This window comes from Roseomonas gilardii subsp. gilardii (assembly GCF_023078375.1).
Classification (GTDB): Bacteria; Pseudomonadota; Alphaproteobacteria; order Acetobacterales; family Acetobacteraceae; genus Roseomonas; species Roseomonas gilardii.
Genome location: NZ_CP095554.1, coordinates 2,089,160 through 2,102,317 on the forward strand (window position 1 = coordinate 2,089,160; position 13,158 = coordinate 2,102,317).

Annotated in this window: 8 protein-coding genes; 4 read left to right on the forward strand and 4 right to left on the reverse strand. The window is 72.3% G+C overall.

The features are described from left to right. The first annotated feature begins 39 nt into the window (after nucleotides 1–39). The 3 genes from MVG78_RS09280 to MVG78_RS09290 all read left to right on the forward strand — a co-directional run bounded on the left by MVG78_RS09280 (nucleotide 40) and on the right by MVG78_RS09290 (nucleotide 4,806). On the forward strand, nucleotides 40–777 hold the full coding sequence (locus MVG78_RS09280; RefSeq protein WP_247560228.1) for a P-loop NTPase family protein: 738 nt from the start codon (nucleotides 40–42) through the stop codon (nucleotides 775–777). Between the two features lie 78 nt (nucleotides 778–855). Continuing rightward, nucleotides 856–3,069: an RNA degradosome polyphosphate kinase gene (locus tag MVG78_RS09285; protein ID WP_428480787.1), complete on the forward strand. Its 2,214-nt coding sequence runs from the start codon at nucleotides 856–858 to the stop codon at nucleotides 3,067–3,069. 225 nt (nucleotides 3,070–3,294) lie between these two features. After that, complete coding sequence (locus MVG78_RS09290) at nucleotides 3,295–4,806, forward strand: Ppx/GppA family phosphatase (RefSeq protein WP_247560230.1); 1,512 nt, start codon at nucleotides 3,295–3,297, stop codon at nucleotides 4,804–4,806. 19 nt (nucleotides 4,807–4,825) lie between these two features. Here the strand turns inward: MVG78_RS09290 and MVG78_RS09295 are convergent, their stop codons facing one another. After that, nucleotides 4,826–5,572, reverse strand: coding sequence for a DUF1003 domain-containing protein (locus MVG78_RS09295; protein WP_247560232.1), 747 nt, complete (start codon nucleotides 5,570–5,572; stop codon nucleotides 4,826–4,828). A 361-nt stretch (nucleotides 5,573–5,933) separates the two neighbouring features. Between MVG78_RS09295 and MVG78_RS09300 the strand changes: the two genes are divergently transcribed. Further along, entirely contained in the window at nucleotides 5,934–7,511 is a 1,578-nt protein-coding gene (locus MVG78_RS09300; protein WP_247560234.1) for an MDR family MFS transporter, read from the forward strand. Nucleotides 7,512–7,628: 117 nt separating this feature from the next. Here the strand turns inward: MVG78_RS09300 and cysG are convergent, their stop codons facing one another. From cysG to MVG78_RS09315, 3 genes are read right to left on the reverse strand one after another with little or no spacing between them, the layout of a single operon-like run. Continuing rightward, a complete protein-coding gene (gene cysG / locus MVG78_RS09305) occupies nucleotides 7,629–8,930 on the reverse strand; it encodes a siroheme synthase CysG (RefSeq protein WP_247560235.1) in 1,302 nt (433 codons plus the stop codon). After that, nucleotides 8,930–11,566 carry a nitrate reductase gene (locus MVG78_RS09310; RefSeq protein WP_247560237.1) on the reverse strand — a complete coding sequence of 879 codons (2,637 nt, stop codon included), beginning with the start codon at nucleotides 11,564–11,566 and terminating at the stop codon, nucleotides 8,930–8,932. Before MVG78_RS09310 ends, cysG begins: the two co-directional genes overlap by 1 nt. Nucleotide 11,567: 1 nt before the next feature. Then, nucleotides 11,568–13,139 (reverse strand): sulfite reductase subunit alpha, encoded by a 1,572-nt coding sequence (locus MVG78_RS09315; protein WP_247550904.1) that lies wholly within the window; start codon nucleotides 13,137–13,139, stop codon nucleotides 11,568–11,570. Nucleotides 13,140–13,158 lie beyond the last annotated feature (19 nt).

Genomic DNA, 13,158 nt, shown 5'->3' on the forward strand with positions numbered 1-13,158 from the left:
GCCGCATCCGGCGGTGGGCGGGGTGCCGGGGAGGGAGGCATGAGCGGCCGCCAGCTTCCGCTGCCCCTCGCCCTGCCGCCTGAGCGCGGCGCGCCGGTGATCTCGGACCGTTCCAACGCCGTGGCCCGCACCTGGCTGGCGGCGCCGGACGACTGGCCGAACGGCCGGCTGGCGCTGTTCGGGCCGGAAGGCGTGGGCAAGTCCCTGCTGCTGCGCCAGGGGGCGGCGCGGCTGGGCCTGCGGGTGCTGGAAGGGCCGTCGCTGCGCGGCGTGCCGGACGGGCTGCCTTCCGCCGTGGACGACGCCGACTGCGCGGCGGAGGAGGAGGCACTCTTCCACCTCATCAATGCCTGCGCCAGCACCGGGGCGCTGCTCCTGCTGGCGGGGCGGGAGCCGCCGGCGCGCTGGCGGGTGCGCCTGCCCGACCTCGCCTCCCGCCTGCGCGCCACCCATGCGGTGGAGATCGAGGAACCCTCGGAACAGCTCCTCCGCGCCCTGCTGGCGCATCACTTCGCCGAGCGCCAGGTCCGCGTCGATGCCGCGACGCAGGACTGGCTGCTGCTGCGCCTGCCGCGGGAGGCCGCGGCCGTCTCGCGCGCCGCCGCGCGGCTGGACCGGGCGGCGCTGGCCACCGGGGGGGCGGTGACACGCGCCCTGGCGCGGCATGTCCTGGCCGACCTGCCCGGTTTCGGCGGGGAGGAGACGGCGGGCGAGGAACATGACGTTTCCGTTGCATCGCCGGGGGACGGCTCGAACCCCATGCCGAAGCTGCTGTAGTCTGAGGCGCAACGGCCCCCGCACTGAGCCTCACCAAGCGGGCCTCACCGAACACGGCGCCCAGAGGGAACCAGCCAGATGGACGCGATCTTCACCGGCGAGATGCCGACTGTCCCGGCGGAACTGCCGCCCGACATGCCGACGGGCGACCTGCGCACCCTGTCCTGGCGCTTCATCAATCGCGAGCTGTCCTGGCTGGCCTTCAACGAGCGGGTGCTGGAGCAGGCCTCCCATCCCGATCATCCGCTGCTGGAGCGGCTGCGCTTCATCGCCATCTCGGCCAGCAACCTGGACGAGTTCTATTCCGTGCGCGTCGCCGGGCTGGTGGGGCAGGTGCGGGCGGGGATCACCAAGCTCTCGCCCGACGGGCTGACCACGCCGCAGCAGCTCGCCGCCATCCACGAGCGCGCGGGCTCGCTGATCGAGGCCCAGCGCGTGGCCTGGCGCGAGGTCCGGGTCCTGCTGCGCGAGGCCGGTGTCGCGGTGCTGGAGCCGGCGGAGCTGGAGGAGAGCGAGCGCGCCTGGCTGGAGAACTGGTTCATGGAGCGGGTCTTTCCGGTCCTGACCCCGCTGGCGGTTGACCCGGCGCATCCCTTCCCCTTCATCGCCAACCTCGCCCTCTGCCTCGTGCTGAAGCTGATCCGGGAGGAGGATGGCGGCACCATGCGGGCCCTGGTGCCGCTGCCCTCCCAGGTGGAGCGTTTCGTGCGCCTGCCGCCGCGCGGGGAGGGCAAGGGCGACGGGGTGATCCGCTTCGTGACCATGGAGGATCTGGTCACGCTGAACCTGCCGCATCTCTTCCCCGGCTACATCCCGGCGGAGCGCGGGCTGTTCCGGCTGATCCGCGACACCGACGTGGAGTTCGAGGAGGAGGCGGAGGACCTCGTCTCCTCCTACGAGACGGCGCTCAAGCGCCGCAGGCGGGGGCAGGCGATCCGCGTCACCGTGACCACCGACACGCCCTCCGACATGGTGGACCTGGTGGCGGAGGAGACCGAGGCCGACCGAACCGGCGTCTTCGCGGTGGAGGGGCTGCTGGGGCTCAGCGACCTCAGCCAGCTCATCGTGGACGACCGGCCGGACCTCCTCTTCACGCCCTATACGCCGCGCTTCCCGGAACGCATCCTCGATTTCGGCGGCGACTGCTTCGCCGCGATCCGTTCCAAGGACATCGTGGTCCACCACCCCTATGAATCCTTCGACGTGGTGGTGCAGTTCGTGCGGCAGGCGGCGCGCGACCCGAATGTGGTGGCGATCAAGCAGACGCTCTACCGCACCTCACGCGACAGCTCGATCGCCCGGGCGCTGATCGAGGCGGCGGAGGCGGGCAAGTCCGTCACCGCCATGGTGGAGCTGAAGGCGCGCTTCGACGAGGAGCGCAACATCGCCATCGCGCGGCAGCTCGAAGCCGCCGGGGTGCAGGTGGTCTATGGCTTCGTGGACCTGAAGATCCACGCCAAGGTCAGCCTCGTGGTGCGGCGGGAGGGCGGGACGCTGCGCTCCTATGCCCATTTCGGCACGGGCAACTACCACCCGGTGACGGCGCGCATCTACACGGACATCTCCTTCTTCACCGCCGATCCGGGGCTGACCGGCGACGCGGCGCGGCTGTTCAACTACCTCACCGGCTATGCCCGGCCGGAGAAGATGCAGTCGCTCGCCTTCTCGCCGCTCACCATCCGGCCGACGCTGATGGGGCTGATCGAGCAGGAAATCGGCTTCGCCCGGGAAGGCCGGCCCGCCGGCATCTGGCTGAAGATGAACTCCCTGGTGGACGAGCAACTGATCGACGCGCTCTACCGCGCCAGCGAGGCCGGGGTACGGGTGGACTGCGTGGTGCGCGGCATCTGCTGCCTGCGCCCCGGCGTGCCGGGCCTGTCCTCCAACATCCGGGTGAAGTCCATCGTCGGGCGCTTCCTGGAGCATTCTCGCATCTATGTCTTCGGCAACGGGCACCGGCTGCCCTCCCGCCGGGCGCGGGTCTTCATCTCCTCGGCCGACTGGATGGCACGGAACATGGACTGGCGGGTGGAAACGATGGTGCCGGTGGAGAACCCCACCGTGCATGCCCAGATCCTCGACCAGATCATGGTGGTGAACATGAAGGACACCGCCCAGTCCTGGACGCTGGGGCCGGATGCGACCTATCGCCGCCTCGATCCCGGTTCCAAGCCGCTCTCCTCCCACGACTGGTTCATGACGAACCCGTCCCTGTCCGGGCGGGGCAGCGCCCTGAAGCGGGTCCGGACCGCGACGCCGCGGCGGCGCCCCGATCGCGTGGCCCAGGACTGATGCTCCAGGATCGATGGGGCCAGGATCGATGGGAGCAGGATTGATCGGCGCGGCATTGATAGGCCCGGCATCGGCCGACCCGGGATTGACAGGGCGCTGACCGGCCCGGAAGCATCCCGGCGGGACAGGGCCGATGCCTGCTCCGCCCCTTTGCGCCGGGACCGGCGGTTGCGGCGGCCGGGCGGTCCCGGCATGACGCCAGGGCAGGAAGTGAAAGATTTTCCGATGGACGCAGCCGTTCATGCCCAGCCGGCCGAAACCGTCCCGCATCCGCGCCGCTGTGGCGTGGTGGACCTGGGCTCGAACTCCGTGCGGCTGGTGGTCTTCGAAGGGCGGGGCCGCAACCCGATGCCCATCTTCAACGAGAAGGCCGTGTTGGGGCTGGGGCGCGGCCTGGAAACCACCCGGCGCCTGAACGAGGCGGCGGTGGAGCAGGCGCTGACGGTGCTGGAGCGCTATCATGCCGTGGCCCGGGCCATGGCGGCCGATCCGCTGGAGATCCTGGCCACCGCGGCGATGCGCGATGCCGAGAACGGCCCGGCCTTCGCCGCCGCCCTGCGCGAGCGCATGCCGGGCGTGCCGATCACCGTCCTGAGCGGCGAGGGCGAGGCGACCCTTTCCGCCGAGGGCGTGCTGCTGGGCTTCCCCGAGGCGGATGGCATCCTGGGCGATATCGGCGGCGGCTCGCTGGAGGTGGTGGACCTGAAGCGCGGCCAGGTCGGCGATTCCGCCAGCCTGCCGCTCGGGGTGATCCGCCTCGCGGAACGGGCCGGGGGGGACCTGGCCCAGGCGCGCGGCATCGCCGAGGCCGGGATGGCCAAGGTGGCCTGGCTGGCGAACGGGAAGGGGCGGGACCTGTACCTCGTGGGCGGCGCCTGGCGGGCGATCGCCAAGGTGCACATGGCCCAGGCCAGCTATCCCCTGTCCATCGTGCACCACTATGTCCTGACGCGGGAGGAAGCGCGGAACCTCTGCGGCATGCTGATCGGCACCAAGAAATCGGCCCTCGAGAAGGTGCCCGGCGTTCCGGCCAAGCGCGCTGGGGACCTTCCCTTCGCCGCCGTGGCGCTGCGCCGCCTGCTGCGCGCGACCGGGGCCGACCGGGTGGTCTTCAGCGCCAACGGGCTGCGTGAGGGCTGGTATGCCCGCCACATCGCCCCGGAGGTGCGGGCGGAGGACCCGCTGCTGGCCGCGAGCTACGAGATGGCGGCCCGGTTCGGGCGCGACGAGAGCCTGCCGCCCGCCCTGTTCGACTGGACCTCGCCGCTCTTTCCGGAGGAGACCGCCTATGACCGCGCCCTGCGGCTGGCGGCCTGCTGGCTGTCCGACACAGGCAGCCACGACCATCCGGACTACCGGGCCGAGCAGTCCTTCCTCCGCATCCTGCGCCAGCCCGGCGTGGGGCTGGACCATCACGCCCGGGCCTTCCTCGCCCTGGCCGTGGCGCTGCGCTACGAGGCGAGTCCCCCCGCCGCGACCCTGGCACCGGCACGGGTGCTGCTGGGGGCGGCCGAGATGCGCCGGGCAGAGCTACTCGGCGCCGCCCTGCGCCTGGCCTATACGCTGTCCGGCGGGACGCTGGCGCTGCTGAACGCCGCATCCCTGTCGGTGACGGATGGAACGCTGCGCCTGACACTCCGGGAGCACAGCGGCCTCTTCGCCGGCGAAGGGGTGCAGCGGCGGCTGGAGCTGCTGACCGGGATCCTGAACCTGAAGGCCGAGATCGTGTCCCGCTGAGCCGGGCGGTGTCGCGGATTCAGCCGCGCGGACGGCGCTCCTGCATGATCTCCAGCTGGAGCTGCTGGATTTCCGCGAGCCTCTCCCATTGCCGCATCAGGAGATGGTCGAGCTTCTCGTGCAGGTTCCGCACCTCCAGCTCGACCTTCAGGTTCACGGCATAGTCGTTGAGCGCCCGGGCGCGGTCCTTCGCCTCCTGCCGGCGCTGGCTCATCATGATGACCGGCGCCTGGATGGCGGCCAGGCAGGAGAGGACCAGGTTGAGCAGGATGAAGGGATAGGGGTCGAAGGAACCTTCGCCGCGCCAGAGATTATAGGCCATCCAGGCCAGGAGCACGACCGCGAAGCTCATCAGGAAGGACCAGGAGCCGCCGAAGGTGGCCATGTTGTCCGCCAGCCGCTCGCCCAGGCTGCGGTGCCCCTCATAGTCGTCGTCGGTATTGGCGGCGAGGGTGGAGGAATTGGCGAGGCTCTGCGCCACCTTGTGCTCCAGCGCGCCCAGCTCGCCGCGCTCCTGCTCCAGCATCTCCTCGACACGGGCGGCGCGCAGCCGGGCCACCTCGCCGCGCGAGATCAGGGATTCCTCGGTCAGCGCCGGATACTTCTGCATGAAGCGTTCCGACAGGGAGGGGCGGAGCAGGGCCAGCGGCACCAGATCCTTGCGGGAGAGGACGCGGCCGGTGATGGCGCAGACCCCTTTCCTGGGCGGCAGCCCGCCGCGTGACGGATCGGCGGATGCGGAATCTTCGGCGGTATCGTTGGGCATGGGGCCGTTCCGGGGAATGGTTCTGCCGCGCGGCGGCAGGCTCCGATCCCAGAAAACAGGTCCGGCGGGCAATGGGGGAAGCCGCGGGCGGCCTCGCCCTGGCCGCACGGCAGGCATGCGGAGCCTTGACCCTGGCGCGGGACCGCCCCCAGAAGGAAACCGACCGGCGCGGGGCCGGAAGGGAACGGTGGCGCGCCGCCCCGGCGTCCGGGGACGGCATTCCCCTTCCGCCCGTCATGGCTTCACGAGAGGCTTCCCGAGCGAGGAATGGCCTGGACGAAGCGGCCGGCGCGCGCACCTGTCCTCGTGGCCGCGGCAGGGTGGCGGGCCGGGTGGATGGGAAGGGAGCAGGAAAGCGTTCATGTCGCCGAATCACACGCCGGAAGCGCCGATGGCGGCCCCCCTGGTTTCCTCGAACCGCCATCTGCGCCTGACCATCGCCGGCGCCATGCTGACCATGATCCTGGCGGCCCTCGACCAGAACATCGTGAACACCGCCCTGCCGCGCATCGTGGCCGATCTCGGCGGCGCCTCCCACCTCTCCTGGGTGGTGACGGCCTTCCTGCTCACCTCCACGGTCACCACGCCGCTCTACGGCAAGCTCAGCGACATGTACGGGCGCAAGCGGCTCTTCTACATCGCCATCACCGTCTTCCTGATCGGCTCGGTGCTCTGCGGCCTGGCGCAGGACATGCTGCAGCTGATCCTCTTCCGCGCCCTGCAGGGGCTCGGGGCGGGCGGGTTGATGACCCTGGCGCAGACCGTGGTGGGCGATGTCGTGGCGCCGCGCGACCGTGGCCGCTACCAGGGGCTCTTCACCGGCGTCTTCGCCGTCAGCTCCGTGGCCGGGCCGCTGGTGGGCGGCGTGCTGACCGAGGCGCTGTCCTGGCGCTGGGTCTTCTATGTCAACCTGCCGGTGGGCGCGGCGGCGCTGGCGATGATCGCGATCGGCCTGCGCCATCCCCCCGAGCTGAAGCACCGCCGGATCGACTATCCCGGCGCGGGGCTGCTGGCCGCCGGCACCACGGCCCTGCTTCTCCTGCTGAGCTGGGCGGGGACGCTCTATGCCTGGTCGTCCATGCCGATCCTCTGGCTGGGCATCGCCGCGGCCGGCTTCTTCGTGGCCTTCGTCCTGTGGGAGCGCCGGGCGCCGGAGCCGATCATCGGGCTGCACCTGTTCCGGGATCGTGTCTATGTCTCCGGCGTGGTGGCCTCCGCCATGCTGGTCTTCGCCATGATGGGCACAACCGTCTTCCTGCCGCTCTACTTCCAGCTCGTGCTCGGCATGACGCCGACCCAGGCGGGGCTGATGATGCTGCCGCAGGTGGTGGGCATGATCTTCTCCTCCATCATCGGCGGCCGGCTGGTTTCCGCCACCGGGCGCTACAAGCCCTTCCTCATCGCGGGTGTCGGTGCCGAGGCCACCGCGCTGTGCGGCCTCGCCATCCTGGCGCGCCTCGCCGCGCCCTTCTGGGCCTTCGAGTTCTGCATGCTGATCCTCGGCCTGGGCATGGGCGTGGCCATGCCGAACATCACCACCTCGGTGCAGAATGCGGTGAACCCGCGCGAGCTGGGCGTCGCCACCTCCTCCATGTCCTTCCTGCGCTCCCTCGGCGGGGCGCTGGGCGTGGCGCTGTCCGGGGCGCTGATGATGGCCTGGCTGAACAGCATCCTGGCCGACACCGTCCGGGGCCTCGACGTGCAGGTGCTGCTCGAACACGGTGTGCGCGCCCTGGAAGGGCTGAGCGGGGAGGAACAGAGCCTCGTCGCCTCCGCCTATCGCGGCGCCATCGCCATGAGCTTCACCATGAGCGGCGTGGTGATGAGCTGTGCCTTCCTTCTCGTGCTGACCCTGCCGGCCCTGGCGCTGCGCAAGGCGCATGAAGGACCGGCCCCCGGTGCTGCCCCACAGGCAGCGGCGCGGCAGGCGGCGGAATAGGGGGCGGCAGGCCGCCGCTCCTGTCGTCCAGCCGCCGGGGGGAAAGGCGGAGCCTTGTCCCCCGGGACAGCGGAGCGGCGAACGTGAAGCGCAGTCGTCGGAACTCCTTTCCCCGCCTCACCGGCCGACGCGGCGTAACACCGCCTCGCCCACGATCAGCAGGGCGGGGCCGCCCTGGCTCCAGCCCGGGCCCTGCGCCGCCAGTTCCGGCAGGGTGCCGGTCAGCACGCGCTGGCTGTCCCGCCCGCCATTCTCGATCAGCGCCGCCGGGGTGGCGGGGTCGAGCCCGGCCGCCAGCAGCCCGTCGCGGATGCGGGGCAGGGTGACGACGCCCATGTAGATCGCCAGCGTATGGCCGGGCCGGGCCAGGGCGGCGAAATCCAGCCTGACATCCCCGTTGCGGGTATGGCCGGTGGCGAGCACCAGGGCCTGGGCGCAGTCGCGATGGGTGAGGGGAATGCCAGCCCCGGCGGCGCAGGCCAGGGCGGCGGTGATGCCGGGCACGGTGGCGTGCGGGATGCCGGCGGCGTCCAGCGCCTCCGCTTCCTCGCCGCCACGGCCGAAGACGAAGGGATCGCCGCCCTTCAGCCGCACCACGCGCTTGCCGTCGCGGGCGAGGGACACCAGCAGCTCGTTGATCCGGTCCTGCGGCACGCAGTGGTTGGAACGCGCCTTGCCGACGAAGATGCGCCGCGCGTCGCGCCGGGCGAGGTCCAGCACCTCCTCCGGCACCAGCCGGTCATGCACGATGACATCGGCCTCCCCCAGCACGCGCAGGGCCCGCAGCGTCAGCAGATCCGCCGCGCCCGGACCGGCGCCGACGAGATGCACGAAGCCGTGCGGCCCGGCATCGGCCTGTTCCAGCGCAGCGGCGACGGCGGTCTCGGCCTCCGCCGTGCGTCCGGCCAGGGCGAGGTCGGCCTCCGGCCCGGTCAGCATCCGTTCCCAGAAACGCCTGCGGGCGCCGGTCTCGGGCAGGGCGCGGCGGGCGAGGTCCTTGAAGCGTTCGGCCAGGGCGCCGAGCCGGGCGAGGCCGGGCGGCAGCACCGTCTCGATCCGCTGCCGCAGCAGGCGTGCCAGCACGGGCGCGGCGCCGCCGGTGGAGATGCCGATGGTCACCGGATCGCGGTCGACGATGGCGCCGGTGATGAAGGAGCAGAGCTCCGGCCGGTCCACCACATTGACCGGCACGCCACGGGCGCGGGCGGATTCCGAAAGGGCGCGCAGATCCTCCTCCGGCGCCCCGGCGGCGAAGGCGGCGGCGCAGCCGTCGAGCAGGCCGGGATGGAAGCGCCTCGCCTCGCGGAATTCTGCCCCGGCGGCACGGGCGAGGGCCGCCTTGGCCTCCAGCGCCTCGCCTTCCCCGAGCAGCAGGACCAGCCGGCCGCGGAGATCGAGAAAGGCAGGGAAATGACGCATCAGGCCGGTTCCGGAACAGGGCTTTCCGCGGCCGGGGCTTCCGCCTGGAGACGGGCGAGCAGCGCGGCGATCTCGGGGCGGCAGGCGCCGCAATTGGTGCCGGCGCGCGTGGCCTCGCCGACCGCCGCGACACTGCAGGCCCCGGCGCGGATCGCCCCGCATATAGCGTCCTCCCGCACGCCGTGACAGACGCAGATGGTGGGGGAGGGCGGCGGCCCGCCCAAGGGGCGCCCGGCCAGCAGCGCGGCGCGGCGGGTTTCCGGCACGCCGCCGGTCAGCAGCGAGGCCAGCCAGTCGCGCGGCGGCAGCACCGGCCCCGGCGCCACGGCGATGGCCGCGACCAGCCTGTCGCCCTTGGCCAGCACGGCGCGGTGCAGCCCGGCGGCGGCATCCTCCAGCAGCATCCATTCCCCCTCCGGCAACAGGGCGCGAAGGCGGGCGAAGGCTTCGGCGGGGCTGTCCTGCCCCGCCAGCTCGTGGCGCCAGCCGCCCTCGACCGGCGCCACGGCGCACCAGAGGGCGAGATCGGTGCCGTGATTCTGCCGGGTGATCAGGAAGCCGTGCCAGCCGGCCGCGAAGGGGCGGGCGCGGAAGGGGACGTGCTTGAGCTCGGGCTGTCCGCTCACCGGGTCGGGCGTGCCGCCCATGCCCGCATTGATCCGCGCCGCCGGGGCGAAGCGGGCCGTCCAGTGCATCGGCACGAAGCCGCATCCGGGCTGCATCCCGGGGTCGAGCTTCAGCCGCAGCACCGCCGTGCCATGCGGGCTTTCCACCCGCACCAGGCTGCCCTCGGGGGCAGGCGCGTCACCGGGGTTCAGGGTCAGCATCGGTTCCGGCGCCTGGGCCATCAGGCGCGGCACGGTGCCGGTGCGGGTCATGGTGTGCCACTGGTCGCGCAGCCGCCCGGTCATCAGGCGCAGTGGGAAACCGGCGGAAACGCTCTCGGCGGGGGCACGGAAGGGGGTGGCGACGAAGCGCAGCCGGTGGGCCAGCGGGTCCCCGGGGCCGAGCAGGCGGGCCGGGGCGGGGCCCTCCGCCGGGCAGGGCCAGCGGGTCGGTTCCAGGGCCTCGTAGCCGGCATCGTCCAGCGCGGCGAGGCCCGAGATGTCGAAGCGGCGCGTGCCGCCGTTGCCGAGGCCGGACAGGGTGGCGTGCTCGCGGAAGATGTCGGCCGGACCGTTCCAGGCGAAGCCGTCATGGCCCAGGCGCCTCGCCACCTGGGCAACGATCCACCAGTCCGGCCGCGCCTCGCCGGGCGGCGGCAGGAAGCGGCGCTGGCGGCTGATGACGCGCTCGCTGTTGGTCACGGTGCCGTCCTTCTCCCCCCAGGACAGGGCGGGCAGGCGCACATGCGCCATGTCCAGCGTCTCGGCGCGCCAGGAGTTCTCCGACACGACCAGGAAGGGCGCGCCGCGCAGCGCCGCGCGCACCGCATCGCCGCGCGGCAGGGAGACGGCGGGGTTGGTGCCCATCACCCAGAGCGCACCGATGCGCCCGGCCCCCAGCGCCTCGAACAGGTCCACCGCCTTCAGCCCCGGCTTCGAGGGCAGGGCCGGGGCGCGCCAGTAGTCGCGCAGCAGCGCCACCTCCTCGGGCCGGTCCCAGCGCAGATGCGCGGCGAGCATGGTGGCCAGCGCCCCGACCTCGCGCCCGCCCATGGCGTTGGGCTGGCCAGTGATGCTGAAGGGCCCCATGCCCGGCGCGCCGATGCGGCCGGCGAGGAGGTGGCAGTTGATCAGCGCGTTGGCCTTGTCGGTGCCGGCGCTGGACTGGTTCACGCCCTGGCTCCAGAGCGTCACCACCTTCGGGTGCCGCGCGAAGAGGTCACAGAAGGCCGCGATCAGCGGTGGAGCGAGGCCGGTGAGATCCGCTGCCCGTGCCGCCACCGGACGCGCAGCTTCCAGGGCCGCGTCCAGCCCCTCCGTGCGGGCGGCGAGGAAGTCGCTGTCGGCAAAGCCCTGGTCGTGCAAATGCACCAGCAGCGCGGCGAAGAGCGCGACATCGCTGCCGGGGCGCAGCGGCAGGTGCAGCGTGGCGCCCTCGCAACTCGCGGTGCGGCGCGGATCGAGCACGACCAGCTTCATCTCCGGCCGTGCCGCGCGGGCGGCGGCAAGGCGCTGGTAGAGCACCGGATGGCACCAGGCGAGGTTGCTGCCGACCAGCACCACGAGATCAGCCAGTTCCAGGTCCTCGTAGATGCCGGGGACGAGGTCCTCGCCGAAGGCGCGGGTATGGGCGGCGACCGCGCTGGCCATGCAGAGGCGCGAATTGCTGTCGATATTCGCCGTGCCCAGCACCGCCTTCGCCAGCTTGTTGGCGGCGTAGTAGTCCTCGGTCAGCAACTGCCCCGAGACATAGAGCGCCGTGCCCTCCGGCCCGCGCTCGGCCAGGGTGCGGCGGAAGCCTTCCGCCACCGCGTCCAGCGCGGCGTCCCAGGAGGCACGCCGGCCATTGACCTCCGGATGCAGCAGCCGGTCCGCGAGGCCGGTCGTCTCGGCGAGAGCGGAACCCTTGGAGCAAAGCCGACCGCCACCTGCCGGATGCGCCGCATCGCCCGCGACCGGGCTGCCGTCCGGCTTTGCCAGTACGCCGCAGCCGACGCCGCAATAGGGGCAGGTGGTGCGGGTGGCCCGCATCTCAGTACACGTCCCGCAGGTAGCGGCCCTGCCGCGCCAGGGCGACGATCCAGTCGCGCGCCGCGTCGGCATCCATGCCGCCCTGCGACATGGCGATGTCGCGCAGCGCCGTGTCCACATCCCTGGCCATGCGCGTGGCATCGCCGCAGATGTAGAAGCGGCCGCCATCCTGCAGCCAGCGCCAGAGATCGGCGCCCTGCTCCTTCATGCGGTCCTGGACATAGACCTTCCGCTTCTGGTCGCGCGACCAGGCGAGGGAGAGGCGCTCCAGCGTGCCGTCGCGCTGCCATGCCTCGATCTCCTCGCGGAACAGGAAATCCGTGGCCTCGTGCTGGTCGCCGAAGAAGAGCCAGGTGCGCCCCTTGATGCCCTGCGCCGCGCGATGCTGCAGGAAGGCCCGGAAGGGCGCGATGCCGGTGCCGGGACCGCACATGACGACCGGCACGGTGGGGTCCTCCGGCAGGCGGAAATGGCTTTCCTGCATATGCGCGGGCAGCGGCACGCATTCGGGCAGCACGCGCTCGATGTCATGCGGCTTGGCATGGGCGCCGCCCTCGGCGAGCGGCAGGGCGCGGAAGCCCAGATGCGCCGAGGCCACGCCGTCCCGCACCCGCCCGCGGCGCGGCGTGCGCACCACGCTGACGCAGAGCTCCACCTGGCCCGGCACGGCGAGCGGGGAGGAGGCGATGGAATAGAGCCGCGGCTTCAGCCCGGGCAGGGAGGCGGCGAGATCGGCCAGCGGCGGGCGGGCGGAGGGGAAGTGCTCCAGCAGGTCCAGCAGGTCGGCATCGGCGGGCTCGGCGCCATCCTCGCCCTCCGCCAGCCGGCGCAGCGCGGCGGCATCCTTCGGGTGCTTCGCCGCGCCGGCCAGAAGGTCCAGCGTGCGGTCGAGCGGGCGGGCGATGGCGAGATGCAGCGCGAAGGCCTCGCGCAGCGGGCGGCTTTCGCCATCCGGGCAGGGCACGGCCTCCTCGCCCGTGGCGCCGAGCGCGGCGATGCAGGCCTCCACCAGCGCCGGATCATTGGGCGCCAGCAGGCCGAGGCTGTCGCCGGGCAGATAGTGCAGCCCGCTGCCCTCCAGCTCCAGCACCACGTTGCGCACATCCTTGGCCGAGCCCGGGCCGGTGAGGCGGCGGGCGCCGCGCAGGCGGATCGGCACCAGGGATGGGCCCCTGGGCTTCGGCGCCGCCTTCGGCACGGCGGCAGGAGCCTCGGCCAGCAGTGCCTTCAGCATCTTCTGCGTCGCCTTGCCGCCGGGCACGCAGAGGCCGAGCGAGCTTTCCGTGCCGGCGGCGAGCGCCTCGGCATAGCTCTGGCAGACATAGCCGCACTGGCCGCAATCGAGCTGCGCCATGGCGGCCATCAGGCGGCGCGGCTGCGGCCGGCCCTCGGCGAGCTTCAGCCGCTCCTCCATCCCCAGCGCCGGGTCGTGCCAGGGGAAGTCCTCTTCCTCCTCCGGCGCCGCGGGCTGGGACATGTTCTCCGTGGCGCCGCCATAGAGGCCGGCGAGGAAGCCGTTCAGCCAGGCACGCTGGACGGGGCTGAAAGGCGCGCTGTCGGGGATCAGCGGCACGGGGGCGGGCTGGCCGAAG

Bases quoted from the DNA above. Each gene is read 5' to 3' on its own strand.
- MVG78_RS09280 (WP_247560228.1), top strand. From the start codon at position 40: ATGAGCGGCCGCCAGCTTCCGCTGCCCCTCGCCCTGCCGCCTGAGCGC.
- MVG78_RS09285 (WP_428480787.1), top strand. From the start codon at position 856: ATGGACGCGATCTTCACCGGCGAGATGCCGACTGTCCCGGCGGAACTG.
- MVG78_RS09290 (WP_247560230.1), top strand. From the start codon at position 3,295: ATGGACGCAGCCGTTCATGCCCAGCCGGCCGAAACCGTCCCGCATCCG.
- MVG78_RS09295 (WP_247560232.1), bottom strand. From the start codon at position 5,572: ATGCCCAACGATACCGCCGAAGATTCCGCATCCGCCGATCCGTCACGC.
- MVG78_RS09300 (WP_247560234.1), top strand. From the start codon at position 5,934: ATGTCGCCGAATCACACGCCGGAAGCGCCGATGGCGGCCCCCCTGGTT.
- cysG (WP_247560235.1), bottom strand. From the start codon at position 8,930: ATGCGTCATTTCCCTGCCTTTCTCGATCTCCGCGGCCGGCTGGTCCTG.
- MVG78_RS09310 (WP_247560237.1), bottom strand. From the start codon at position 11,566: ATGCGGGCCACCCGCACCACCTGCCCCTATTGCGGCGTCGGCTGCGGC.